The 24083-nt window shown below is 56.0% G+C and carries 25 protein-coding genes; 15 read left to right on the forward strand and 10 right to left on the reverse strand.

Annotated features, from left to right (window positions below; all coding sequences use genetic code 11):
* Positions 1 to 27 precede the first annotated feature (27 nt).
* The 12 genes from ACR0BU_RS14690 (at position 28) to ACR0BU_RS14745 (ending at position 9963) form a co-directional block, all read left to right on the forward strand.
* Complete coding sequence (locus ACR0BU_RS14690) at positions 28 to 483, forward strand: universal stress protein (RefSeq protein WP_120632438.1); 456 nt, start codon at positions 28 to 30, stop codon at positions 481 to 483.
* A gap of 9 nt (positions 484 to 492) precedes the next feature.
* A complete protein-coding gene (locus ACR0BU_RS14695) occupies positions 493 to 1086 on the forward strand; it encodes a DsbA family protein (protein WP_480736422.1) in 594 nt (197 codons plus the stop codon).
* 69 nt (positions 1087 to 1155) lie between these two features.
* Positions 1156 to 1719, forward strand: a complete 564-nt coding sequence (locus ACR0BU_RS14700; RefSeq protein ID WP_298935288.1) for a NifU family protein — start codon at positions 1156 to 1158, stop codon at positions 1717 to 1719.
* Entirely contained in the window at positions 1709 to 2137 is a 429-nt protein-coding gene (locus tag ACR0BU_RS14705) for a GFA family protein (protein ID WP_480736424.1), read from the forward strand. Before ACR0BU_RS14700 ends, ACR0BU_RS14705 begins: the two co-directional genes overlap by 11 nt.
* A gap of 11 nt (positions 2138 to 2148) precedes the next feature.
* A complete protein-coding gene (tsaB, locus tag ACR0BU_RS14710; protein WP_480736425.1) occupies positions 2149 to 2751 on the forward strand; it encodes a tRNA (adenosine(37)-N6)-threonylcarbamoyltransferase complex dimerization subunit type 1 TsaB in 603 nt (200 codons plus the stop codon).
* Entirely contained in the window at positions 2748 to 3167 is a 420-nt protein-coding gene (locus ACR0BU_RS14715; RefSeq protein WP_299080774.1) for a GNAT family N-acetyltransferase, read from the forward strand. Before tsaB ends, ACR0BU_RS14715 begins: the two co-directional genes overlap by 4 nt.
* A 150-nt stretch (positions 3168 to 3317) precedes the next feature.
* Positions 3318 to 4316 carry a BMP family lipoprotein gene (locus tag ACR0BU_RS14720; RefSeq protein WP_480736427.1) on the forward strand — a complete coding sequence of 333 codons (999 nt, stop codon included), beginning with the start codon at positions 3318 to 3320 and terminating at the stop codon, positions 4314 to 4316.
* Between the two features lie 105 nt (positions 4317 to 4421).
* Complete coding sequence (locus ACR0BU_RS14725; RefSeq protein WP_298935294.1) at positions 4422 to 5951, forward strand: ABC transporter ATP-binding protein; 1530 nt, start codon at positions 4422 to 4424, stop codon at positions 5949 to 5951.
* A gap of 1 nt (position 5952) precedes the next feature.
* A complete protein-coding gene (locus tag ACR0BU_RS14730) occupies positions 5953 to 7047 on the forward strand; it encodes an ABC transporter permease (protein ID WP_480736428.1) in 1095 nt (364 codons plus the stop codon).
* Positions 7047 to 8015 carry an ABC transporter permease gene (locus ACR0BU_RS14735; RefSeq protein WP_298935296.1) on the forward strand — a complete coding sequence of 323 codons (969 nt, stop codon included), beginning with the start codon at positions 7047 to 7049 and terminating at the stop codon, positions 8013 to 8015. The genes ACR0BU_RS14730 and ACR0BU_RS14735 overlap by 1 nt, the downstream gene beginning before the upstream one ends.
* A gap of 257 nt (positions 8016 to 8272) precedes the next feature.
* Positions 8273 to 9193, forward strand: a complete 921-nt coding sequence (locus ACR0BU_RS14740) for a sulfite exporter TauE/SafE family protein (protein ID WP_298935418.1) — start codon at positions 8273 to 8275, stop codon at positions 9191 to 9193.
* A 2-nt stretch (positions 9194 to 9195) separates the two neighbouring features.
* Positions 9196 to 9963, forward strand: coding sequence for a TIGR02186 family protein (locus ACR0BU_RS14745; protein ID WP_480736669.1), 768 nt, complete (start codon positions 9196 to 9198; stop codon positions 9961 to 9963).
* A gap of 3 nt (positions 9964 to 9966) precedes the next feature.
* On the opposite strand, the gene ACR0BU_RS14750 is transcribed toward ACR0BU_RS14745, so the two are convergent.
* The 6 genes from ACR0BU_RS14750 to ACR0BU_RS14775 all read right to left on the reverse strand — a co-directional run bounded on the left by ACR0BU_RS14750 (position 9967) and on the right by ACR0BU_RS14775 (position 16878).
* Positions 9967 to 10695, reverse strand: a complete 729-nt coding sequence (locus ACR0BU_RS14750) for an SDR family oxidoreductase (RefSeq protein ID WP_480736430.1) — start codon at positions 10693 to 10695, stop codon at positions 9967 to 9969.
* Complete coding sequence (locus ACR0BU_RS14755; protein WP_480736432.1) at positions 10692 to 12224, reverse strand: ATP-dependent DNA helicase; 1533 nt, start codon at positions 12222 to 12224, stop codon at positions 10692 to 10694. The genes ACR0BU_RS14750 and ACR0BU_RS14755 overlap by 4 nt, the downstream gene beginning before the upstream one ends.
* A 60-nt stretch (positions 12225 to 12284) precedes the next feature.
* A complete protein-coding gene (locus tag ACR0BU_RS14760; RefSeq protein WP_480736433.1) occupies positions 12285 to 12923 on the reverse strand; it encodes an acyl-homoserine-lactone synthase in 639 nt (212 codons plus the stop codon).
* Between the two features lie 83 nt (positions 12924 to 13006).
* On the reverse strand, positions 13007 to 13726 hold the full coding sequence (locus ACR0BU_RS14765) for a helix-turn-helix transcriptional regulator (RefSeq protein WP_480736434.1): 720 nt from the start codon (positions 13724 to 13726) through the stop codon (positions 13007 to 13009).
* Positions 13727 to 14089: 363 nt separating this feature from the next.
* Positions 14090 to 15376, reverse strand: coding sequence for a crotonyl-CoA carboxylase/reductase (gene ccrA / locus ACR0BU_RS14770; protein WP_120632423.1), 1287 nt, complete (start codon positions 15374 to 15376; stop codon positions 14090 to 14092).
* 113 nt (positions 15377 to 15489) lie between these two features.
* Entirely contained in the window at positions 15490 to 16878 is a 1389-nt protein-coding gene (locus tag ACR0BU_RS14775; protein WP_480736435.1) for a 1-acyl-sn-glycerol-3-phosphate acyltransferase, read from the reverse strand.
* Positions 16879 to 16994: 116 nt separating this feature from the next.
* Here ACR0BU_RS14775 and ACR0BU_RS14780 point away from each other — a divergent pair, with 116 nt between their 5' ends.
* The 3 genes from ACR0BU_RS14780 to deoD all read left to right on the forward strand — a co-directional run bounded on the left by ACR0BU_RS14780 (position 16995) and on the right by deoD (position 20162).
* Positions 16995 to 18989, forward strand: coding sequence for a protein meaA (locus ACR0BU_RS14780; RefSeq protein WP_480736670.1), 1995 nt, complete (start codon positions 16995 to 16997; stop codon positions 18987 to 18989).
* A 124-nt stretch (positions 18990 to 19113) separates the two neighbouring features.
* Positions 19114 to 19431 carry an H-NS histone family protein gene (locus ACR0BU_RS14785; RefSeq protein ID WP_480736436.1) on the forward strand — a complete coding sequence of 106 codons (318 nt, stop codon included), beginning with the start codon at positions 19114 to 19116 and terminating at the stop codon, positions 19429 to 19431.
* Positions 19432 to 19448: 17 nt separating this feature from the next.
* Entirely contained in the window at positions 19449 to 20162 is a 714-nt protein-coding gene (deoD, locus tag ACR0BU_RS14790; protein WP_299080739.1) for a purine-nucleoside phosphorylase, read from the forward strand.
* A gap of 283 nt (positions 20163 to 20445) precedes the next feature.
* Here the strand turns inward: deoD and ACR0BU_RS14795 are convergent, their stop codons facing one another.
* From ACR0BU_RS14795 to sdhA, 4 genes are all read right to left on the reverse strand, one after another.
* Positions 20446 to 20592, reverse strand: coding sequence for a hypothetical protein (locus tag ACR0BU_RS14795; RefSeq protein WP_299080737.1), 147 nt, complete (start codon positions 20590 to 20592; stop codon positions 20446 to 20448).
* 130 nt (positions 20593 to 20722) lie between these two features.
* Entirely contained in the window at positions 20723 to 21502 is a 780-nt protein-coding gene (locus tag ACR0BU_RS14800; RefSeq protein WP_298935306.1) for a succinate dehydrogenase iron-sulfur subunit, read from the reverse strand.
* A gap of 31 nt (positions 21503 to 21533) precedes the next feature.
* The gene (locus ACR0BU_RS14805; protein WP_299080734.1) at positions 21534 to 22160 is read right to left on the reverse strand and encodes a sulfotransferase; all 627 of its coding nucleotides are present in this window, start codon (positions 22158 to 22160) and stop codon (positions 21534 to 21536) included.
* 99 nt (positions 22161 to 22259) lie between these two features.
* The gene (gene sdhA, locus ACR0BU_RS14810) at positions 22260 to 24068 is read right to left on the reverse strand and encodes a succinate dehydrogenase flavoprotein subunit (RefSeq protein WP_480736438.1); all 1809 of its coding nucleotides are present in this window, start codon (positions 24066 to 24068) and stop codon (positions 22260 to 22262) included.
* Between the last annotated feature and the right edge of the window lie 15 nt (positions 24069 to 24083).

Raw genomic sequence — 24083 nt, forward strand, 5'->3', positions numbered from 1 at the left:
TGATCCCGGAAACCAAAGAGGAAACTCATGCGCAAGTTCCTAGTCGTTCTTGATGACAGCCGCGAATGCCTGAATGCCATGCGTTTCGCGGCCATGCGGGCCGCCCACACCGGTGGTGGCGTTACGGTTCTGTCGGTTATCCCGCCGGACGAATTCAACCATTGGATTGGCGTGGCCGAAGTGATGCGCGAAGAAGCGCGTGAACGTATCCACGCCCATTTCGAAGTCTTCGCCAAATGGATGCGCGACAAACAAGGCGTGGAACCTGAACTTGCCATCCGCGAGGGTGAGCCGGTACCTCAGATCATTGAACACGTTAGGGATGACCCGGAAATCGGTGTTCTGGTTCTGGGTGCCGGGACGGACAAGAAAGGTCCTGGCCCTCTGGTGACGCAGCTGACAAAGAATTCTGGAAGTCTGCCAATTCCAATCACGATCGTCCCCGGCGATCTGAGTAAGGAAAAGCTGGAAGAAATCACCTAGGGTGTCAATATGGGTCCCGTGGTTCAGTTCTGGTTCGAATTTGCGTCGACCTACTCCTATCTGAGCGCGATGCGCATCGACCGGCTGGCATCTGCGAAAGGCGTTACTGTCGAATGGCAGCCTTTTCTGCTGGGTCCTATCTTTGCGGACCAAGGTTGGAACACATCGCCTTTCAACCTATACCCTGCCAAAGGACGTTACATGTGGCGTGATATGCAAAGGTTATGCGCAACGCGGAATTTGCCGCTGTCCCGACCCGACCCATTTCCCCAGAACTCTATTAAAGCGGCGCGCGTGGCGTTGGCCATTGAATCTATGGATCAAAGGGCCGAGTTCGTTCGTGCGGTGTATCGCTCTGAATTTGGCGATGGTCGGGACATTTCGGATGCGGACGTTCTGCATGAGTGTCTCAAAACGGCGAAATTGCCCGCGGATACCTTGGATCGGACCCAAGATCCGGACATCAAAAACGCGTTGTTCGAACAATCCGCTCGCGCCAAGGAATACGGCCTGTTTGGCGCCCCAAGTTTTCTGGCGGGAGAAGAGTTGTTTTGGGGCGATGACCGCCTTGAGGACGCATTAAATCACGCCACATCACTTTAGAACCGTTCCAAATCTTGACTTCCAAGCCCCCTACCCGCATATCAGGAACATCTCAAACGGAGCTGTCCCATGTTCATCCAGACCGAATCCACCCCAAACCCGGCCACTTTGAAATTCCTGCCCGGTCAAACGGTGCTTGAGGCTGGAACGGCTGATTTTCCAACAGCTGAAGCAGGTGAAAAGTCGCCACTAGCAAAACGCATTTTCTCGGTGAGTGGCGTAACCGGCGTGTTTTTCGGCAATGATTTTGTCACAGTTACCAAGGCCGAAGACGTGCAGTGGGACCACATCAAGCCTGCGATCCTTGGCGCCGTGATGGAGCACTATCAGTCGGGTCAGCCTGTGATGGGCGCAGACGCCGCTGCCGCCTCTGGCCATGCAGAACATACCGGCGAGGACGCAGAAGTCGTTAACCAGATCAAGGATCTGCTGGACAGCCGCGTGCGCCCGGCGGTGGCCCAGGATGGTGGGGACATAACCTTCCACGGATTTGATCGCGGCGTGGTCTACCTGCACATGCAAGGTGCCTGTGCTGGATGTCCATCATCAACGTTGACTTTGAAGATGGGTATCGAAAACCTGCTGCGTCACTACATTCCCGAAGTGACCGAGGTTCGGCCAGTTGCCGTCTGACGCAATCTACACCGGCCGTTGCTATTGCGGCACCGTCAGATTGCGTATGAGTTCGGCCCCGCAAGTTGTGGCCTATTGCCATTGCACGGACTGCCGCCGCTGGACGGGCGGCCCGGTGGGCGCATTTGCTGGATTTGCCGCAGGCGATCTGGTGGCCACCCCTGAGTTGGGCCCGTCGTTTTCTTGCGTCACCGGCGTGCACCGGTGGTCCTGTCAGACCTGTAGCTCGCCTTTGGCGGCGACTTTTGATTATCTAACGGGGCAAATCTATGTGCCGTTGGGCGTACTGGATCAGGCCGCAGATTTGAAACCGCAAATTCACTGCCATGAAGATGCCCGTCTGCCATGGCTGAAGATCACTGACGAATTGCCGTGTGCATCCGGATCGGGACGCGAGGCTCTCAGGTCCACGCCTTAGAACGAATAAACATGTCTACCCAAAAACACACAGAACCAAAAATCCTCGCATTCGACACTTCGGCGGCGCATTGCGCTGCGTCCCTGCTGTGTGGTGGGCAGATCGTGGCGTCTTGTGACGAAGCCATGTCGCGCGGACAGGCGGAAAGGTTGATGCCGCTGCTAGAGGAGGTTTTGAAGCAGGCAAACCTCGGCTGGGCAGATCTGGATGCAATCGGCGTTGGCATCGGACCCGGCAATTTTACCGGAATCCGCATCTCGGTTTCTGCAGCCCGCGGGCTTGCATTGGGCCTTGCTATTCCAGCAGTCGGTGTATCGGGGTTTGACGCCCTGGCACGCATTGCACCGGCAGGTCAGATGCCTGCGATTCCGGCGACTCGCGATCAGGTCTATGTGCAGGCCACCGCATGTACGCCGCGCTTGGTACCGCGCGCCGAAGCAGAATCACTGGGCACATTGTTCTTCTGCACGAAAGCAGCCTCACACGTAGAAGCGATTGCGCGGGTTGCTGCAGAACGCTGGTATGTGGACCAACCCCATCCGGCCCCACTTTACGTCCGACCCGCAGACGCGGCGCCTTCCCGCGACCTGCCGCCGGTTCTGTTAGACGGATGACACCGAAAGACATGGCATCGATCCATGCAGCTGCGTTCACCCAATCGCGGCCGTGGCGTGCAAACGAGTTTTCAGACCTGCTGGAAAACCCTTTCACACACTTTATAGGTACCCCTGAATCGTTTGCTGTTTTTCAGGTCATCGCGGATGAAGCAGAGCTGCTGACCATCGCGACTCACCCTGTTTATCAAAGACAAGGCCTGGGGCTGAGTTGCATGGAAAACTGGCATGCCGAGGCAGTCGAATTGGGTGCGACTCGGGCGTTTCTGGACGTGGCTTCGGATAATTTGGCGGCGATCACGTTGTATACTCGCTGCGGATATCGCCCCTGTGGCAAGCGCCAAGGCTATTACACAGCCAAAAACGGCGTCAAACGCGACGCAATCGTCATGGAATGCAGTTTACCCCGACAATAAGTCGTCTTTTTCGACCATTTGGTCAAAAACCTGTTGACCCTAGCTGTTGCAAACGTCCTTAATTCCCGCCATCACAACGGTTATGCTCGCTCTGAGTGGGTAAACGGGGCTATCTTAGCTTCGGACCGATAAAACCAACGGGAGTAAAAAATGACCCTGATGAAATCCTTGCTGGGCGCGGCCGCTGCGGTAGCACTGACAGCTGGCGCTACCTTGGCCGAACCGGCCCTGATCTTTGACCTGGGCGGTAAATTCGACAAATCATTCAACGAAGCGGCACATAACGGTGCCTCACGCTGGGCGGAAGAAACCGGCGGCAGCTATCGCGAGATTGAGATGCAATCCGAAGCGCAGCGCGAACAAGCTCTGCGCCGTTTCGCCGAAGCGGGCTCGAACCCGATCATCACCATGGGCTTCGCAATGGCTGATCCACTCAGCGCCGTTGCTTCCGATTATCCGGACACAACCTTTGTTGTTATCGACGTGACTTGGCTGGATGCACCGAACGTGCGTCAGGTCGGCTTTGCCGAGCATGAAGGCTCTTATCTTGTTGGCATGATGGCAGCGATGGCGTCGGAGACCGGCACCGTCGGCTTCGTAGGTGGCATGGATGTTCCGCTGATCCGTCACTTTGGCTGTGGTTATGCGCAAGGCGCAAAGGCTGTGAACCCGGACATCAACGTGGTCGCCAACATGACTGGTACAACTCCGGCGGCGTGGAACGACCCGGTGAAAGGATCGGAACTAACCAAGGCGCAAATCAGCCAGGGTGCTGATGTGGTCTATGCCGCCGCCGGTGGCACCGGTGTTGGCGTTCTGCAAACTGCGGCCGACGAAGGCATCCTTTCGATCGGCGTGGACAGCAACCAGAACCACCTACACCCCGGAAAGGTTCTGACTTCGATGCTGAAACGTGTGGACGTGGCCGTATATGATGCCATGAGCGCTGGCGACAGCGTCGAAACAGGCGTGTTCACCATGGGCTTGGCCGAAGAAGGCGTTGGCGTTGCCATGGATGACAACAACGCTGCCCTCGTGTCGGATGACATGAAAGCTGCCGTAGACAAAGCCCGTCAGGACATTATCGACGGCAACATCGCGGTTGTCAGCTATTATGAGAATGACAGCTGCCCTGCACTGCAGTTCTGATATCGCTTGGGACGGGGAATTCTCCGTCCCACATCCGTTCTACCGCTTATTGGGCAATGAAATGACTTTGCCAAAGCGGGCCCCTTCGGCAATTGAGGACAAGACATGACAGTCCCCGCCATTGAGCTCAAAGGGATTTCCAAAGCCTTTGGGCCGGTTCAGGCAAACAAAGACATTTCCATCAGCGTCGCCCCCGGCACGATCCACGGGATCATTGGCGAAAACGGTGCGGGCAAATCCACGTTGATGAGCATTCTCTACGGCTTTTACAAAGCTGATAAGGGCGAGATCTGGATTAATGGTCAAAGAACCGAGATCCCGGACAGCCAGGCCGCGATTGCAGCGGGAATCGGGATGGTCTTCCAACACTTCAAGCTGGTCGAGAATTTCACCGTTCTGGAAAACATCGTTCTTGGCGCTGAAGATGGCGGCCTCCTAGCACCATCACTCGCCAAGGCACGGAAGGAACTGAAAGAGCTTGAAGAAGAGTACGAGCTGTTCGTCGACCCGGACAAGCGTATTGATGAGATCGGTGTTGGCGCACAACAACGCGTCGAGATCCTGAAAGCACTGTATCGCAGGGCTGAGATTCTGATTCTGGACGAACCGACGGGCGTACTGACACCCGCCGAAGCGGATCAACTGTTTCGCATCCTCGACCGTTTGCGGGCCGAAGGTAAGACCATCATCCTGATCACTCACAAACTGCGTGAGATCATGGAGGCGACCGATACCGTTTCCGTCATGCGGCGCGGGCAGATGACGGCAACGGTCAAAACCGCCGAGACCAACCCACAGGAACTGGCCGAGCTTATGGTTGGCCGCAAAGTTCTGCTGCAAGTCGACAAAGTACCTGCACAGCCTGGCAAACCGATCCTCGAAATCGAGAACTTGAGCGTCACGGACGAAGCAGGCGTTGAGCGGGTTAAAGGTATCGATCTGACGGTTCGCGCCGGCGAAATCGTTGGCATTGCGGGCGTGGCCGGCAACGGACAATCCGAATTGCTTGAAGTTCTGGGTGGCATGCGTCCCGGTCGGGGGTCGATCAAACTGAATGGAACGCCTCTGGCGCTCAGCGGTCCCGGATCGGACGGTCAGGCGCGGCGCGCGCAGCATATTGCGCATGTGCCTGAAGACCGTCAGCGCGAAGGGTTGGTCATGGATTTCCATGCCTGGGAAAACGTGGCTTTCGGCTATCACCGCGACCCCGCTTACCAGCGCGGCATCTTCATGGATAATGCTGCCCTGCGCGCTGATACCGAACGCAAGATCGAAAAATTTGATGTCCGCCCGCCGGATGGCTGGCTGGCAGCCAAGAACTTCTCGGGCGGAAACCAACAGAAAATCGTCGTCGCACGCGAGATCGAGCGGAACCCCGACCTTCTTTTGGTTGGGCAGCCTACGCGCGGCGTTGACATCGGTGCGATCGAATTCATTCACAAACAAATCGTCGCCCTGCGCGATCAGGGCAAGGCAATCCTACTGGTCTCGGTCGAGCTGGAAGAGATCTTCTCGCTGTCGGATCGGATTGCGGTGATGTTTGACGGACATATCATGGGCGAACGATTGCCCCAGGACACTGACGAAAAAGAACTTGGCCTGTTGATGGCCGGTGTTGCGGGGGAGGCCGCGTAACATGGAAAAAATGCCCAAATGGGCCGATGTGGTGCTGATCCCTGTGATCAGTCTGATATTGGCAGCACTTCTTTCGGCGCTGGTTATCCTCGCCATCGGAGAAAACCCGGTCGAGGCCGTAAATCTGATGGTTACCGGCGCGCTGGGATCGACTTATGGCTGGGGCTATACCCTCTACTACGCCACCAATTTCATGTTCACTGGCCTTGCCGTGGCTGTCGCGTTTCACGCCAGGATGTTCAACATCGGTGGGGAAGGCCAAGCCATGCTTGGTGGCCTTGGCGTGGCGATTGTTTGCCTCTATGTGCCGTGGCCGCATTGGAGCATCGCTTTGCTTGCAGCCTGTGCCGCCTCAATGATCTTCGGCGCTGCCTGGGCGGCAATTCCTGCTTATCTGCAGGCCAAGCGAGGCAGCCATATCGTGATCACCACGATCATGTTCAACTTTATTGCAGCGGCGTTCCTCAACTACATGCTGGTCAACGTCATGCGCCCGCAGGGCTCGATGGATCCGGCGACTGCGCGCTTCCCGGAAGCGGTACAGTTGCCAACGTTCCAGTCGATGTTCTCGACAGCCGAGAACGTGGTGTTCCGCGGTGCCCCTGCAAACATTTCGTTTTTTGTGGCGATTGTCGCATGCGTCATCGTGTGGGCTTTGATCTGGCGCACTCGGCTTGGCTATGAAATCCGATCTTACGGTAAAACCGAAACCGGCGCGGTTTATGCTGGCATCTCTCCGGTCCGTATTACCATCATCGCAATGCTGATTTCGGGCGGCCTGGCCGGAATGATGGCGATCAACAACGTGATGGGCGAGGCTGAGCGGCTGGTCCTGAATTCGACCGAAGGCGCCGGATTCATCGGTATCGCAGTCGCTCTGATGGGCCGATCACATCCGTTTGGTGTCTTCCTGGCCGCAATCCTGTTCGGGTTCTTGTATCAGGGCGGTGCGGAACTGGCACTGTGGACCTCGATACCGCGCGAACTGATTGTTGTGATCCAGGCGTTGGTCATCCTGTTTACCGGGGCCTTGGACAACATGGTGCGCATGCCGCTTGAGAAAATCTTCCTGAGTTTGCGGAAGGGGACAGAGTGATGGAGTTTTTCGTTACCCTCATCCAAGTCCTCGATTCGACTGTCCGTCTGGCCACTCCGTTGTTGCTGGCCTGTCTGGCAGGGCTGTACTCCGAACGCGCAGGTATTTTCGACATCGGGCTTGAAGGCAAGATGTTGATGGCCGCTTTCTTCTCTGCCGCCGTCGCCGCTGTGACAGGGTCGGTCTGGTTGGGCCTGCTGGCTGGGATCGCGTCGTCGCTGGTTTTGTCGGCGCTGCATGGGTTGGCGTCAATCACGTTTCGGGGCAACCAACTGATCTCAGGTGTGGCTATCAACTTCCTCGCGTCTGGTCTGACGGTGCTTATAGCCCAGAGCTGGTTCAAACAGGGCGGCCGCACACCTTCCCTGTTTGGCGGTGGCCGTTTCGAACCAATTGAGTTCCCGTTTGCCGACGCGATCAGCGGTGTACCTTTCATCGGACCCATTTATTCAGAACTCCTGTCTGGTCACTCCATTCTCGTTTATGTGGCGTTCCTGCTGGTGCCCGCAACGTGGTGGATCCTATTCCGCACGCGGTTCGGTCTTCGCCTGCGCGCAGTGGGCGAAAATCCGGCTGCGGTAGATACCGCTGGTGTCTCAGTGGTTGGTCTGCGTTTTGCCGCTGTAGCGATCTGCGGAGTGCTCTGTGGAATCGCCGGTGCATATCTTGCCACCGCGCTGCAAGCCGGGTTCGTCAAGGAAATGACTGCAGGTCGTGGGTTTATAGCGCTGGCCGCGTTGATCTTTGCGAAATGGCGGCCGTGGCACGCCATGGGTGCCTGTCTACTGTTCGGGCTTTTGCAGGCCGTTGCTTTGCGGTTCCAGAACATTGATCTAGGTGGTGTTGTCATACCGGTCCAGGTCATGGATGCCCTGCCGTATATCCTGACTGTGGTGATTCTGGCTGGCTTCGTTGGCAAGGCGATTCCACCGCGCGCGGGCGGCGAACCCTACGTGAAAGAGCGTTGATAGGTCCAGTTCAGGAACAAACTTGAATCCTGTTCGCTGCAGAGCGGCATGCACAGTTGATTTTGCATGCCGCAACCGCTCTAAGAGGGTATGTGTGTGTGTTCTCCGATTGATGAGATTGCGAAATTCGCTGGGCTAACCCAAAACTCATTCGGGAAACACAACACCCAACGCCTTAAGACCCGACTTTCCAGACACTTCGGTGAATGCAGCATTGTGACGTTGTGCAGCAGAACACCGCACATCCAGAAGAAGCCATGCAGATTTATCTTCCCATAGCCGAAGTTTCCGTGAATGCCTTTTTGCTTCTCGGTTTGGGGGGGATGGTTGGTATCCTGTCCGGAATGTTTGGCGTAGGTGGTGGGTTTCTTATGACCCCGCTGCTGTTTTTCATTGGCATCCCACCCGCTGTGGCTGTTGCAACCGAAGCCAATCAGATCGTTGCATCGTCATTTTCAGGCGTTCTGGCTCATTTCCGGCGAAAAACCGTGGACTTCAGGATGGGCACGGTTCTGCTTGTGGGCGGTCTGATCGGCGCAGCCTTGGGTGTGGTTGTGTTCAACTACCTCAAGAGCCTTGGCCAGGTCGATCTGTTGGTGACGCTTTGTTACGTGGTCTTTCTTGGCGTCATCGGCAGTCTGATGTTCGTTGAAAGCCTCAATGCCCTGCGCAAAGTCAAAAAGGGTGGTGGCGCGCCTGCCAAACGACGGCAGCGCGGTTGGATTCACGCCATGCCGCTCAAGATGCGCTTTCGCACATCGGGCCTGTATATCTCGGTGATCCCGCCAGTTCTGGTGGGGCTGTGTGTTGGGGTGCTGTCGGCCATCATGGGTGTTGGCGGCGGGTTTATCATGGTGCCCGCGATGATTTATCTGCTGGGCATGCCCACAAAGGTCGTTGTTGGTACATCCCTGTTTCAGATCATTTTTGTGACCGCGTTCACCACAATGCTGCACGCGACGACCAACTATACGGTGGATGTCGTACTGGCCGTTTTGCTGCTTGTTGGCGGCGTCATCGGCGCTCAAATCGGCACGGTGATCGGCGCACGCATGCCTGCGGAACAGTTGCGGGTTTTGCTGGCCGCGCTAGTCCTTGTGGTGTGTGGCAAGCTGGCCCTTGATCTTCTGCTCGAACCGAGTGAGCTCTATTCGCTTGGCACAGGCGGAGGGCACTGATGATGCTGCGCGCTCTTATCACCGCCCTTTGCCTGTTGTGCTTACCCGCTGCCGCAGCGGAGGAGAAAGTTGTTCTAGGCCTAAGCCAGGACCGCGTCGCAATTACCGCCAATTTCGACGGATCCGAGATCCTGATCTTTGGCGCGATCAAACGCGAAGCACCTATTCCAGATGGTCCGCCGCTTGAGGTCATCGTGGCACTCGCCGGCCCCTCTGAACCCGTGACCGTCCGGCGGAAGGAACGCAAGCTGGGAATCTGGGTGAACACGGACAGTGTGCTCGTCGATCTAGCGCCCAGCTTTTACGCGGTGGCCACCAGTGGCCCGCTGAAATCCATACTGTCTGACACGGAGGACCTACGGTATCGGGTCTCGATTGAGCGCGCCATTCGATCCGTCGGTGCAGCAATGAACATCCGCGGCGCACAGGATTTTGCCGATGCTGTGGTGCGCATTCGCGAGAATGAAGACCTCTATTCCATCCGCGAAAACACGGTGGCCGTGGATGAACAGACCCTTTTCCGAACATCAATCGATATGCCATCAGACCTGACAGAAGGCGAGTATGTTGCACGCATCCTTCTGACCCGAGGGGGAGAGGTCATTTCTCAGTACGAAACGGCTATCGACGTTCGCAAAGTCGGGCTTGAGCGTTTCCTGTTCAACATGTCCCGTCAGCAACCTGTCTGGTATGGCCTCATGTCACTGGTCATTGCGATTGTAGCGGGTTGGGGCGCCTCTACCGCGTTCCGTTTGCTGCGCGAGAAGTGAAGCTTACCCCCTGCCGATATAAGGCATGGTCGTAGCCATTACGGTCATGAACTGCACGTTCGCCTCGGGCGGCAGGGTGGCCATATGCAGAACCGAGCGCGCGGCGTCGTCAACGGCCATCGTCGGATCTGGCGTATTGCCTTCGGCCTTGGCGGTCTCAACAAGGTTTTGAACCATGGGTGTCCGCGCATTTCCGATATCGATCTGACCGCATGCGATCCCAAACGCACGCCCGTCCAGAGACAGACTGCGGGTCAGCCCGGTGATTGCATGCTTTGTTGCCGAGTAGTGCACTGAATTCGGGCGCGGAGCATGCGCTGCGATCGAGCCGTTATTGATGATCCTGCCGCCCTGCGGGCTCTGCCTACGCATAATCCCAAATGCCTGGCGCGCGGACAGAAACATACCGTTCAGGTTCACGTTGACGCTTTGGTACCAATCCTCCAATGCGATCTCGTCAATCGTACCACCTGGCGCAAAGATACCTGCGTTGTTGAACAAGACATCCAATCTGTTTGCCCGGTTCATGAACAAGCGGAATGCAGTTGATACGGCATCAGGGTTTGTGACATCCGCGACCAGAGGGATCGCATTTTGGTTGGCTCTGGCGATTTTTTCCAGTTTGCCTTCGCTCCGTGCCAACAGGCCCACGGTCCAGCCTTCGGCCAGAAACAACTCGGCCGTCGCCCGCCCAATGCCGGAACTTGCACCCGTAACGATAATGGATCTCATGTCTCTTCCGCCTCCAACGTCAGTGATGGTGCTTGTCCCGCGCGCAGGTCATCCACACGCAACTGATAGGTCGGTTTTGAGAGACGATTGCGCACCACCCAAACCAGCCGCTGTTGCGCACGTGTAATGGCCACATAGGCCAGACGTTTCCACAAGGGTTGCCCGGCCTCGGTCCGTCCCATGCGCGCAGCGGCGTAGAGATCAGGCGCAAAGACCTGCACCGTGTCCCACTGCGATCCTTGCGCCTTGTGAATGGTCACTGCAGCCCCATGCAGGAACGTCGCGCCCATGCGGGCGGCGAAGGGAATAAACGGCTCTTCCTCATCCGGTTTTTCAATTTTGACGATTGAGGCCGCACTGACCTGAGGGTCTTCGGCCCCCATCACATGCAACCGCGAAAACCCCGGCTTTCGCCCGGGCCCAAGATAAATGACCTGCGCGCCCTTGATCAGCCCCCGCGCCTCAAGATCCAGCCGTTTCTTGCGGTGTTTAAGCGGCAGCTCGATCCCGTCGCAGATCAGAGGTTCACCTGCCAATAGCTCCGTTTCCGGCGCGCCGTGAACTTGCCGGAACGCCTGGATCAGCCGAATGCGAGTTGCATTGCGCCACACCAGAACAGGGCTGCGGGCCATCAAATCAACTTCGACCCTTTGACCCCACACAACACGATCGTCGCGCCGGGCTGTGTCTTCGATCATCCGTTCGAAATCCTCGAACCCCATTTCGGGATCAGCAAGTGCATGGGCAAGATCTAATATAGGATTATCCGCGTCCTGCCGATGCACCCGGTGCAAGGTCAGTTTCCGAGGTTCAGGCAATGTGTCGAATACCATGCTGCCGGACTGGTTGACGGGGGCCAGCTGCGCAGGATCACCAAACATCAATAGCGTAGGAAATATCTCTTGCAGGTCTTCGAATTGCCTGTCGTCCAGCATTGAGGCTTCGTCGACAAAGCCGATATCCAATGGTTCGTCACGACGTTTCCAGCCTGTGATGAAGTCTGAACCGCGCAACCCTGCCGCAGCAAGTGCACCCGGGATGGACTTGTTGTTTTCATAAAATGATGCCGCGCGATCCAGTGCATCGTCGCTTAGGTCCTCGATCTCGGGTCGCTCACCATTGCCCGCAAGCCAATCCGCAATCCGCTCATATTCGGGGTCGTAGACCGGAGTATATAGAATGCGATGAATAGTCGTTGCCGGAACGCCGCGCAACCGCAGAACACTGGCCGCCTTGTTGGTCGGTGCCAATATCGCAAGGCTTCGTTTGTCTTTTGATTTTCGACTTTCATAGTCACCCGAAACGATCTGAACACCGGTTTCAGCCAGCGCCTTGTAAAGCTCTGCAAGTAAAAGGGTTTTACCGGATCCAGCCTTCCCGATCACGGCCATCACGCCGGATTTTCCGGCCCCCGGAGGCTTGAGCAGGGCATCGTCTTCCAAGTCTACACCCGCAGAGCGCAGCATCTCGGCGACGCTGTCAAAAGCGGCGGCCTGATCGTCAGAGAGTGTTAGTTTTGGCAAGGACATGGCGCGACCCTACAGGGCCGCGCCGACCATCACCAGATATGGATTGGTGTTTTCCCGTGCTCAGGCTGACAAGGCAAAACGGTGTTGTTTGGCAGGGCCAAACGCTGTCTTAAACCATAGGCGTGATAGATCGCGCGGTATACCTGCCCGCGCGGCCACACGGCTGCAATCCTTAGCGGAATAGGGCCACAGCCCAACCGAGATTTGTTCGCGCCCTGACCCTTGGGTACCAAGGACCTGCGGCGAGGATCCAATGAGGCGATAGATACGAATCATACGCGCATCAAAAACCCCGGCTATATGCGTCAGACCGAACCCTTCCATCATTTCGCCGCCACTGAGCATGATGGCCCCGGCGGTATGCGGGCTGGCGGTGCGGGACAGGCAAAACCGTGTAACTTCCCAGATCAGTGGGCTGCGGATCGGGCTGCCGCCAGTCAGATGACCAAAGATTTCGTTTACCATAACCGGCCCGGTTGTTGGCAACACCCGCATTGAGCCACCATGACTGCCATCCGGTTCTTCCCAGATGACATATAGCGGATTGAGATCATCGTATTGATCCCGCTCTTCTCCTATTTCATTAACGTTAACATCCCAGCCCAATCGAGTTTTGAACTGATCTGTGCGATCCTGAAACATCCCGTCTGCCAGAGCCGGAAACTTGTGCAACTCATCGGCATATAGATAACGCAACATGACTTTTTCCCCTCGTTGTCCTGTGCAGGAACGAAGGGGGTACAGACACGTGGTTAACTTACGGTTTCAGGGTCGGGCTTCCTTTAAACGACTATTAATCCTCGGCTGAGTGCAGTTGCGATTGCGTGGGTGGTGTTCTGGGCGCCAAGCTTGGAACGAGCACTTTCAATATAAACCCGCAAGGTATGCTCGGAAATCGAAAGAGAATGCGCCACTTGTGCGCGGCTGTAGCCCAGCGCCAGCAAGGTAATCGCATCAATCTCTCTGGGGGATAGTCCGCGTGGTGAATCCGGTTGCCTGTCCATTTCGAACTCTAGCGCCTTACGGTTCATGTAGTGCGCAATGAGGATCAATTCGCGCCCATATAGCGAGATAAACTCTTGCCACGTGTCGTCGTCACAGTTGTGATTAACGGTAAAAAGGGCAAACTGTCCGCTGGGACCGCGGATCGGGATGGAGTACCCTTGATTGCCAACACCATGGCCTTTCGCGTCCTGAAGGAAGGCCTTTGCAACCTTTCCGGACCAGTCAAGCGACTTCCAATCGACGGGATGAAACCTTTGGAAACACCCCAGGATAACCGGATCGATTCTGTGATAGTTTTTGTCCCGGTACCGCTCTTCCCAGGCATCCGAGTATGTGGTGCACCCGTATTGGTCTCCAGCGCCATCCACCCAATGATAGGTCAGATGTTCGACCTTGAGTATTTCTCGCAGCCCGAATGCAATACTGCTGAGCTCGTCAAGCGTGCTGGTGCTCTCCAAATCCTGCAGGATCTGACCCAGATCGAGTTCTGTTGCCATCCGCGGGCGCTCGTGCCTCATTCTTCATGGACGCGATCTCGGCCGCTGCGATTAGCTTGGTGTCGTCAAGCTGCTCGGCAAGCATGGTCAACCCGTTCGCGACCGCGAAAGCGTTGAGGTCCGACAATACGTCCAATATCCACTCATTTTGCGCCATCAGGGTCTCTCTGAAACAGTTAACGAAGGGTTAACACAACCATAACATGTAAGATGTTTTCCGGCATAGTCACCGGTTTCTACTCCCCAAAAACAGCGAGGGGTAAATTTGTAACCCGTTGAAAGTTGGAAGCACGGGTCAGAACGCAAAACGCCCGCGAATCCAAAACGTGATTCGCGGGCGTTTGTGTCTAAAATCAGAGCGATCTAGCCCCGTGCGTCCAGTACCTCTTCAAGCGTACGCAAACCGGTGCGCGGGGCCTGAACCAGAACTGACATATTGCCCGGCTTGTGCTCGTTCCGAAGCATTTTCATATGTGCTTCGGGCAGGTCATTCCACGTGAACACTTCGGACATACAAGGGTCCAGACGACGCTCTACCATCAATTTGTTGGCGGATGCAGCTTGCTTGAGATGCGCAAAGTGCGACCCCTGCAGGCGCTTTTGGTGCATCCACATATAGCGCACATCGAAGGTCAGGTTGTATCCGGTGGTACCGGCGCAGATCACAACCATGCCGCCCTTCTTCACCACAAAGGTAGAGACCGGGAAGGTGCTTTCACCCGGGTGTTCGAAGACCATGTCGACGTTGTTACCCTTGCCGGTGATATCCCAGATCGCCTTGCCGAACTTGCGGGCTTCCTTGAACCACTCGGCGTATTCCGGGGTGTTCACTGTGGGCAGCTGACCCCAGCAGTTGAAGTCCTTGCGGTTCAGCACGCCCTTGGCGCCCAGCCCCATTACAAAGTCACGCTTGCTTTCGTCCGAGATCACGCCGATCGCATTTGCACCGGCTGTGTTGATCAGCTGGATCGCATAAGAGCCAAGGCCGCCAGAGGCACCCCAGACCAGAACATTCTGACCCGGCTTCAGATCATGAGGCTCGTGGCCGAACAGCATCCGGTAAGCCGTCGCCAGAGTCAGCGTGTAACAAGCGCTTTCCTCCCAAGTCAGGTGCTTAGGCCGTGGCATAAGTTGCTGCGCCTGCACGTTGGTGAACTGGGCGAAAGATCCATCCGGGGTCTCATAGCCCCAGATGCGCTGACTTGGCGAATACATCGGGTCGCCGCCGTTGCATTCTTCGTCATCTCCGTCGTCCTGGTTACAGTGGATAACCACCTCATCACCGACCTTCCAACGGGTCACTTTTGAACCCACTGCCCAAACGATGCCCGACGCATCCGAACCTGCGATGTGATAAGGCGCCTTATGGCCGTCAAACGGGCTGATCGGCTGGCCCAGAGACGCCCAGACACCGTTGTAGTTCACGCCCGCGGCCATCACCAGAACCAGCACCTCGTGGCTGTCCAGTTCCGGCACATCGACCACCTCCTGCACCATCGCTGTGTTCGGCTCGCCGTGGCGCTCTTTACGGATCGCCCATGCATACATCTTCTTGGGCACATATCCCATCGGAGGGATCTCACCCATTTCGTACAGGTCTTTTTCGGGTGCCTCGTACGACGCGATACCGCTTTCGGTGTCCAAAGCCATGCTGGCCTCCTTTTTATCAATATCTTTGCCGCGACGCAGAATCGCGTGCTTCCCCAGATGAAATATTGACCGATGCGTAATAATGCAACCGCTTTTGCTGTATTTTTGTAATTTTATGACCCCGCACCTGCAGAAATATTTTCTGCAGGTGCATTACTCTCTGATTGCTTTTTCTGCTGCGCAGATGCGGCGTAGTAGTCCAAAAGATCGACTCGCTGACCTGAAAGCGAAAGCGTTGCCCCTTGCCTTCTTAGGATTTTCCGTTCGACCAATTGGTTCAACGCACTCTCTATGGCCTCTGAATCCTGTGTCGTCTGATCGCCATTTTGGTTCATCATTGCCTGGATACGGGATTGTACGCTGTCCTCAGGCATGGATCCGTTTTCGCGCAACACCAAACAGGCCGCAGCTGCGGGTACCGACGGAATGGCGCGACCGATGCGCTGCATCAGTTCGCGCGCCAGATCCGTCATCGCGTCATCACGGTGTTGGCCGCGAAACTCTTTCAGCGACAATGGCGCTCCATATCGTACCGAAGCGACCCCGAATCTTTTGTACCGGCCGATCAAACGCTGCCAGACCTGCTTAATGATCCAACGGGTGACAACTCCGATCCGGGCCCGGAACCGACGTTCCGATCCCAGTGCGGCACGGGTCAGAATGGTGTCCTCAAGCACACGGTCATAGTTCAATGCGACCGGAACAAAGACAACGTCCCGCCCGTCTGGCGAAGTTCCATCCAAAATGTATTTTAGCAATCCAAGCTTGGGACGACCCAATGCCCCGGTCAGGCTTAACCCGCCTTCGGGGAACATCGCTTGCGTCACCCCAGCCTCGGTCGAGTGACGGACGTAACATGACAGCACTTGACGATAGAGCTCGCTGCCTGACTTTCGCCGGATGAAATACGCACCCATAGCTTGGATAAGTCGGCTTAGCGGCCAAACCCGCGCCCATTCTCCTACTGCATAGGACAAGGCCGAATGCCGTGCAGCAAGGTAAGTCACCAGCACATAGTCCATATTGCTACGGTGGTTCATCACAAAAACTACGGTGGCCTCGGGATCAATGCCGTCGATGGCGGCTTCATCCTGATAGCTGAGGCGAACGTCATAAAACGTATTGCTAATAAGACGAGCCAGACGAATGGCAAAACTGAAATAGGCAAAGGCCGAAAACGACGGAACAATTTCGCGCGCATAGCGGCGCGCCTGTTCAAAGGCTACGGCTTCGGGGATTCCTTCCTCGCGAGCATGTCGCTGCACAGCCTGCCCGACCTGCGGATCATAAATCAGCCGCTGAATCATGTCGTGCCGCCGTGCGAGTTTGAACGGCTGGATGGGCCGTTGCAGCCGCTTGTTCAGACGGGCAACGGCACGCTCTAAACGGCGGCGAAAAAACCATCGAACGGATGGGAACAAGAAATGCGAAGCCAGTGTGACCATGGCAAAAATCACGATCAGCAAAAAAAGCCAAAGCGGAAGTACGACGGTTTGCGTCATCCGAACACAGTGCCACCAATCGGACCGGCTCACAATCTGAACAATCGCGATATGCCGCAACGCAGCGAATTGACATATCCCGAAAATTGCGCTTTAGAACCCAGTGACGAAATTTTATTGCCCACCGACACACGAGGCTCCTCATGACGCAGATGCAGAAAGATCGACCCTGGCTCATCCGGACCTATGCTGGTCATTCCACCGCCAAAGCATCTAACGCGCTGTATCGGGGAAATCTGGCCAAAGGTCAGACAGGGCTGTCGGTGGCTTTCGATTTGCCTACACAAACCGGCTATGACAGCGACCATACTTTGGCACGTGGCGAGGTGGGCAAAGTGGGCGTGCCGGTTTGTCATCTGGGCGACATGCGGGTTCTGTTCGAGCAAATTCCTCTGGAACAGATGAACACATCGATGACAATCAACGCGACTGCGCCCTGGCTGCTGGCGCTTTACATCGCGGTGGCCGAGGAACAGGGGGCTGATGTTTCCAAACTGCAAGGCACAGTGCAAAACGATCTGATCAAGGAATATCTAAGCCGAGGCACTTATGTCTGCCCGCCGAAACCCTCGCTGAAGATGATCGCGGATGTGGCTGAATACTGCTACACAAATGTGCCGAAATGGAACCCAATGAATGTGTGTTCCTATCACTTGCAAGAAGCCGGTGCGACACCCGAACAGGAGCTGTCCTATGCGCTAGCCACCGCCATCGCCGTGCTGGACGAGCTGCGCCCACGCGTGCCAACCGAGGATTTTCCTGCGGTTTGCGGCCGTATTTCGTTTTTTGTGAATGCAGGCATCCGGTTTGTTACCGAAATGTGCAAAATGCGCGCATTTGTCGATCTTTGGGATGAAATACTGCAACAAAGATATGCCGTTGAAGACCCTAAGTTCCGCCGATTCCGCTATGGCGTGCAGGTGAACTCACTGGGCCTGACCGAACAGCAGCCAGAAAACAATGTCTACCGCATTCTGATCGAGATGCTGGCAGTAACCCTATCCAAAAAGGCGCGCGCCCGGGCGGTTCAGCTTCCAGCTTGGAACGAAGCCTTGGGCCTGCCGCGCCCATGGGATCAGCAATGGTCGATGCGGATGCAGCAGATACTGGCCTACGAGACGGACCTTCTTGAATATGGCGATCTCTTCGACGGAAACCCGGCGGTGGATGCAAAAGTCGAAGAATTGAAAGACGGCGCACGGGCTGAGCTGGCCAATCTGGATTCAATGGGCGGGGCCGTTGCCTCGATCGAATACATGAAATCGCGCTTGGTGGATTCAAACGCAGAACGTCTGAACCGGATCGAGCGGAACGAAACAGTGGTTGTCGGCGTGAACAAATGGACCGAAGGTGAACCGTCTCCGCTTCAGACCGAAGATGGTGGTATTATGGTCGTCGACCCCGCCGCCGAACAAGAGCAGATCAATCGTCTGAATGAATGGCGCGCCGAACGCGACAGCGCAGTGGTTGCTGCTGCACTAGCCGCCCTGCGCGAGGCCGCGCAGACAGGCGCAAATGTGATGGAGCCATCCATCGCTGCCGCCAAGGCCGGTGTTACAACAGGCGAATGGGCCGAGGAAATGCGCAAAGTCTATGGCACTTATCGCGGCCCGACCGGGGTGTCTGGTTCGGTCTCGAACAAGACCGAAGGGCTTGAAGAATTGCGTGCCGCCGTTGATGCAGTCAGCGACAAACTGGGGCGTCGCCTCAAATTTTTGGTCGGCAAGCCAGGTCTCGATGGCCATTCGAATGGTGCCGAGCAGATCGCCTTCCGCGCGCGGGATTGCGGCATGGATATCAGCTACGATGGTATCCGCCTGACACCAGAAGAGATAGTGACCGCTGCTGCAGAAGACGATGCGCATGTCATCGGGTTGTCGATTCTATCTGGCAGCCATCTGCCCTTGGTTGAAGACGTACTGGCCCGATTGCGCGAAGCCGGATTGACCCACATTCCGGTTGTAGTGGGTGGAATTATTCCCGACGAGGATGCAGAGAAGTTGAAATCAATGGGCGTGTCAAAGGTTTACACCCCTAAAAACTTCGAATTGAATGCGATTATGGGTGACATTGTTACTCTTGTTGATCCGCAAAACCTCGCGGCCGAATAACAGTCACTTTACCAGATAAATTCTCCGTCTATATCCCCTTACTATTAGGGATAGATTATGTCGTCCTTTGGATTTAGGGTGCGCGACTGCACCCACCACCAAAACACACTCACGGAGAAGAACAATGGGCATGAATCTTGAAAAGATGTCGCGAAAAGATCTTCTGGAATTGCGCGGCAGTGTCGAAAATGCACTTGTTAATGCAGAAAAACGGGAACGCCAGGAAGCTTTGATGGCGGCCGAAAAAGCTGCAGCAGCATTCGGTTTCTCACTGTCGGATTTGTCAAGTGATGCACCACGTGGCGCAAAAGGGACCAAAGCCAAGCCCAAGTATCGCAATCCCGCTGCGCCAGAACAGACCTGGACCGGGCGTGGCCGCAAGCCTCAGTGGATTCACGATGCATTGAAAGCAGGCGCCGATATTTCTGATTTGGAAATCTAGCTGGGACTTGCCTAGGAATGACAATTCATATTGGCGCTGAAAAAGGCGAAATTGCAGAAACCGTTCTTTTACCCGGCGATCCTTATCGGGCAAAATGGGCGGCTGAGACGTTTCTGGAAGACGTCAAGCAGGTCAATAACGTGCGCGGAATGCTGGGTTTCACCGGCAACTGGAAAGGGAACGCTGTCACAATTCAGGGCAGCGGTATGGGTATGCCATCCCTTTCGATCTACGTGAACGAGTTGATCCGGGACTTTGATGCAAAAACCCTGATCCGTATTGGATCATGCGGCGGGATGCAGGACAAAGTGAAAGTGCGGGATGTCATTCTGGCGATGACATCGACCACCCTCAGCACGCCATCCCGTGGCATCATGAAAGAGATGAACTTTGCCCCGTGCGCTGATTGGGGCCTACTACAGGCCGCTGTTGCCGCAGCTAAGGCAAAAGGCACCCCGACCCATGTCGGCGGGATCTATTCGTCTGATGTCTTTTATGACGAACGTCCTGACCTGAATGAACAAATGGTGCGTCACGGCATTCTTGGTGTCGAGATGGAGGCGGCCGAGTTGTACATCCTGGCCGCGCGCCACCAGTGCCGGGCCTTGGCTGTGCTGACCGTATCGGATCATTTGTTGACCGGAGAGGCCCTACCGTCGGCCGACCGCGAAAGCAGCTTTGGCGATATGGTCGAGATTGCATTGCAGGCGGCATTCCCGGAAGCTGGATAACAGCATCGGGAAGGTAGCAGACCCGGCCGATTTCTAGTCATCGCTTGTCTTGCGCCGACAAATTGTTGGGCTATCAGACCCCTCTTCTTTCGCGCCACAAAAAGCGCAGATCCAGACACCCTCGTTTCGGTGCTGACGCCACCGACAATCGCGGGTCAGCGAGGAAGATCGCGCGCGCCATAGGAAGTAAGCAAACACCCCAGCGGCTAGGAGAAGCAAGAGAATGGGCATACCACTGACTTGCCCATCCTATTCGTCTTTGGCAAGCCCAACATGAATCGCATCAGGCGGCGTTGGCGTACTCGAACAAGCGCGACTCGGGTTGTTTGTCCGCCAGCATGGGCTCCGGTGTATAGTAAGCCCAGGCCTGTTCAAGCAGTTTCAAGGCCTCGCCAGCGTTGATTTTCGGTTTAGGATTTTCTGTATTCATCGGAGTGATCCTGACTCAATCTCATCACTCCTCCCTTCTTTGAAGTTAGGACAGGGCCGCTGGCCCTGCACCCCCCTATTTTCGCAAGCTGGGCATGCACTTGCTGCAAGTCAACAAATGCAACTGCGTATCAAACGGCGCGATCGACCATCATCTTTTTTATCTCAGCAATCGCTTTGGCCGGGTTCAGACCCTTCGGGCAGGTCTTGGCACAGTTCATAATGGTATGGCAGCGATACAGTTTGAACGGGTCTTCCAACTCATCCAGGCGCTCGCCCGTTGCCTCATCCCGGCTGTCGATGATCCAGCGATAGGCGTGTAGCAACGCGGCCGGGCCAAGATACCGATCACCGTTCCACCAATAGCTGGGGCACGAGGTCGAGCAGCTGGCACACATTACGCATTCATATAGGCCATCAAGTTTCTTGCGATCTTCGATGGATTGCTTCCACTCTTTCGCCGGGCGGTTGGTCTTGGTCTCAAGCCACGGCATGATGCTGGCATGCTGAGCGTAGAAATGGGTCAGATCGGGGATCAGGTCTTTCACCACAGGCATATGCGGAAGGGGGTAAATCTTCACGTCGCCCTTGATCTCATCCATGCCATAGATACAGGCGAGAGTGTTGATTCCGTCGATATTCATCGCACAGGACCCACAGATGCCTTCGCGGCAAGACCGGCGAAAGGTCAGGGTCGGATCAATCTCGTTTTTGATCTTGATCAGCGCGTCCAGAACCATGGGACCACATGTGTCCATGTCAACGAAATACGTATCCACGCGCGGGTTCTGCCCATCATCCGGGTTCCAGCGGTAAATCTGAAACTTACGCACATTGCTGGCGCCCTCTGGCTTGGGCCAGGTCTTTCCGGTGGTGATCCGGGAATTCTTGGGCAGGGTCAGTTGAACCATGTCAATTCTCCATTCAGCACAAGGCCGCCATTCAGCCTGTCTGGGCGTGCGCGGACGCCCCTCGATTATAATGTCCCCAATGGACAGTGTTCACGTCAAAATCCGGAGCAAGCAGATCCGCAATGATCTGCGGCTCGTCCGTGTCTATGTCAAAGCGCAGAAATCGGGGGTTGCCATCGAAATGCACTTCAACCTCGGCATGGTGCACGTCATACATATGCGCCCAGCCTTGTTTTACTTCTTCTGCTGTAAGACCATTGGCATTGCAGCATTTTTCAAGATACGCGCCACCGGAATGGAGCGCGCGCGAAGATACCCAGTCATCTCGGTTGCGCGTATTCAGTATAAAGTACGCGTCGGGGTAGGCCCTATGCAGGTCCCGAAAGAATCGCGCACCATCCAGCATGAATCGTACGTTCACAAAAGCGATGTCGGTAAACGCCCGGGCTTGGCCAAACCCGTCCAACGGCTTACGACCCATGGCGATATTCGTCACCATCCGATGAGCGATGTTGCTGCCATCGCCATCCACCCAATGCAAAGACTGGATCCCGCTGTTTTGAAACAGCTTGTGGAAGGACGTCGTGGCACAACGGTTCAATCCGATCAGGATGATTTTTGGATCGCTTTGCGCGGAATGCAGCACTTCAACAGTCATGGCCGACACCAGGCACAACAGGACTTGCGATGGCTTGTGGCCTTCGTGACGTCCTTAGGTATTTGGCGCGTGTACACCATTGCCTGATTTCCGCGCTCCTTAGAACGTGCGCGCTTTGGGCGCAATTTTGTTAAGGCTAATGCCCCCTGCATCCTCAGCGGTCAGAGGATCAACGATCACCGGACGATAGCTGAGATCGACCTTGTTGCCATCAACACGGGATACTGTGTGGACGCGCCAGTTTTTGTCATCACGCTCGGCGAAATCCTCATGCGCATGTGCACCGCGGGATTCCTTGCGGGCTTCGGCACCAACGATGGTGGCCAGCGCGCTTGGCATCAGGTTGGTCAGTTCCAACGACTCCATAAGGTCGCTGTTCCAGACCAAGGAGCGGTCAGTGACTTTAAGGTCATCCATCTTGGCAGCAATCTCGGTCATCTTCTCGACGCCTTCAGCCATGGTTTTGGCAGTCCGGAAAACAGCGGCATCTGCCTGCATTGTCTTCTGCATCTCAAGGCGCAGATCGGCGGTTGCAACGGAACCACTGGCGTTACGCACCTCGTCAAAGCGATCAAATGCCTTGTCCACAGAACTCTGGTTCAAAACCGGGTTTGCCGAGTCGGCATCCACGACTTTCCCCGCACGGATCGCCGCCGCACGGCCAAACACAACAAGGTCAATCAGCGAGTTTGATCCGAGCCGGTTTGCCCCGTGTACAGATGCGCACCCCGCCTCGCCCACGGCCATCAGGCCCGGGACCACGGCGGTTGGATCGTCCGCAGTCGGGTTCAGAACTTCACCCCAATAGTTGGTCGGGATACCGCCCATGTTATAGTGCACCGTCGGCAGAACCGGGATCGGCTCTTTGGTGACGTCGACACCAGCAAAGATCTTCGCGCTTTCTGAAATCCCCGGCAGGCGTTCGGCCAAAGCTTCGGCTGGCAGGTGGCTGAGGTTCAGGTGAATGTGATCGCCTTCCTTACCCACACCGCGCCCTTCGCGGATTTCCATCGTCATGGACCGCGAGACATAGTCGCGCGGCGCCAGGTCCTTGTACTGGGGCGCATAGCGCTCCATGAACCGCTCACCTTCCGAGTTTGTCAGGTATCCACCTTCTCCGCGTGCACCTTCTGTGATCAGGCAGCCCGAGCCGTAGATGCCAGTTGGATGGAACTGCACAAACTCCATGTCTTGTAGGGCCAACCCGGCGCGCGCAACCATACCGCCGCCATCACCCGTGCAGGTATGGGCCGAGGTCGCACTGAAATAGGCCCGGCCGTAACCGCCCGTTGCCAGCACCACCATCTTGGCGTTGAACACATGCATGGTGCCGTCATCCAACTTCCAGCAGACAACACCCTGACATTGCCCATCCTCGGACATGATCAGATCGATGGCGAAGTATTCAATGTAGAACTCAGCGTTGTTCTTGAGGCTTTGACCATACAACGTATGCAGGATCGCATGGCCGGTTCTGTCCGCGGCGGCACAGGTGCGTTGCACCGCAGGGCCTTCACCAAATTCGGTCGTGTGGCCACCAAATGGACGCTGGTAGATCTTCCCTTCTTCGGTTCGGCTGAAGGGCACGCCGTAATGCTCCAATTCGTAGACCGCCTTGGGGGCCTCACGCGCCAGATACTCCATCGCGTCAGTGTCACCCAGCCAGTCCGAGCCCTTGACGGTATCGTACATGTGCCACTGCCAATGATCCGGACCCATGTTGGACAGCGACGCGGCAATGCCACCTTGAGCAGCAACTGTATGCGAACGTGTCGGGAAAACTTTGGTCACACACGCAGTGCGCAGCCCCTGTTCCGCCATGCCCAGCGTTGCCCGCAAACCGGCGCCGCCTGCGCCAACAACCACAACATCATAGTCGTGGGTTTCATATTCATATGCTTGTGTCATCGTTCTGGATCCTTA

This window comes from Ruegeria sp. CK2, from assembly GCF_056536585.1.

What these genes read in the sequence shown, in the direction of transcription:
- ACR0BU_RS14690 (WP_120632438.1), top strand. Translation starts at nt 28, where the DNA reads ATGCGCAAGTTCCTAGTCGTTCTTGATGACAGCCGCGAATGCCTGAAT.
- ACR0BU_RS14695 (WP_480736422.1), top strand. Translation starts at nt 493, where the DNA reads ATGGGTCCCGTGGTTCAGTTCTGGTTCGAATTTGCGTCGACCTACTCC.
- ACR0BU_RS14700 (WP_298935288.1), top strand. Translation starts at nt 1,156, where the DNA reads ATGTTCATCCAGACCGAATCCACCCCAAACCCGGCCACTTTGAAATTC.
- tsaB (WP_480736425.1), top strand. Translation starts at nt 2,149, where the DNA reads ATGTCTACCCAAAAACACACAGAACCAAAAATCCTCGCATTCGACACT.
- ACR0BU_RS14715 (WP_299080774.1), top strand. Translation starts at nt 2,748, where the DNA reads ATGACACCGAAAGACATGGCATCGATCCATGCAGCTGCGTTCACCCAA.
- ACR0BU_RS14720 (WP_480736427.1), top strand. Translation starts at nt 3,318, where the DNA reads ATGACCCTGATGAAATCCTTGCTGGGCGCGGCCGCTGCGGTAGCACTG.
- ACR0BU_RS14725 (WP_298935294.1), top strand. Translation starts at nt 4,422, where the DNA reads ATGACAGTCCCCGCCATTGAGCTCAAAGGGATTTCCAAAGCCTTTGGG.
- ACR0BU_RS14730 (WP_480736428.1), top strand. Translation starts at nt 5,953, where the DNA reads ATGGAAAAAATGCCCAAATGGGCCGATGTGGTGCTGATCCCTGTGATC.
- ACR0BU_RS14735 (WP_298935296.1), top strand. Translation starts at nt 7,047, where the DNA reads ATGGAGTTTTTCGTTACCCTCATCCAAGTCCTCGATTCGACTGTCCGT.
- ACR0BU_RS14740 (WP_298935418.1), top strand. Translation starts at nt 8,273, where the DNA reads ATGCAGATTTATCTTCCCATAGCCGAAGTTTCCGTGAATGCCTTTTTG.
- ACR0BU_RS14745 (WP_480736669.1), top strand. Translation starts at nt 9,196, where the DNA reads ATGCTGCGCGCTCTTATCACCGCCCTTTGCCTGTTGTGCTTACCCGCT.
- ACR0BU_RS14750 (WP_480736430.1), bottom strand. Translation starts at nt 10,695, where the DNA reads ATGAGATCCATTATCGTTACGGGTGCAAGTTCCGGCATTGGGCGGGCG.
- ACR0BU_RS14755 (WP_480736432.1), bottom strand. Translation starts at nt 12,224, where the DNA reads ATGTCCTTGCCAAAACTAACACTCTCTGACGATCAGGCCGCCGCTTTT.
- ACR0BU_RS14760 (WP_480736433.1), bottom strand. Translation starts at nt 12,923, where the DNA reads ATGTTGCGTTATCTATATGCCGATGAGTTGCACAAGTTTCCGGCTCTG.
- ACR0BU_RS14765 (WP_480736434.1), bottom strand. Translation starts at nt 13,726, where the DNA reads ATGGCAACAGAACTCGATCTGGGTCAGATCCTGCAGGATTTGGAGAGC.
- ccrA (WP_120632423.1), bottom strand. Translation starts at nt 15,376, where the DNA reads ATGGCTTTGGACACCGAAAGCGGTATCGCGTCGTACGAGGCACCCGAA.
- ACR0BU_RS14775 (WP_480736435.1), bottom strand. Translation starts at nt 16,878, where the DNA reads ATGACGCAAACCGTCGTACTTCCGCTTTGGCTTTTTTTGCTGATCGTG.
- ACR0BU_RS14785 (WP_480736436.1), top strand. Translation starts at nt 19,114, where the DNA reads ATGGGCATGAATCTTGAAAAGATGTCGCGAAAAGATCTTCTGGAATTG.
- deoD (WP_299080739.1), top strand. Translation starts at nt 19,449, where the DNA reads ATGACAATTCATATTGGCGCTGAAAAAGGCGAAATTGCAGAAACCGTT.
- ACR0BU_RS14795 (WP_299080737.1), bottom strand. Translation starts at nt 20,592, where the DNA reads ATGAATACAGAAAATCCTAAACCGAAAATCAACGCTGGCGAGGCCTTG.
- ACR0BU_RS14800 (WP_298935306.1), bottom strand. Translation starts at nt 21,502, where the DNA reads ATGGTTCAACTGACCCTGCCCAAGAATTCCCGGATCACCACCGGAAAG.
- ACR0BU_RS14805 (WP_299080734.1), bottom strand. Translation starts at nt 22,160, where the DNA reads ATGACTGTTGAAGTGCTGCATTCCGCGCAAAGCGATCCAAAAATCATC.
- sdhA (WP_480736438.1), bottom strand. Translation starts at nt 24,068, where the DNA reads ATGACACAAGCATATGAATATGAAACCCACGACTATGATGTTGTGGTT.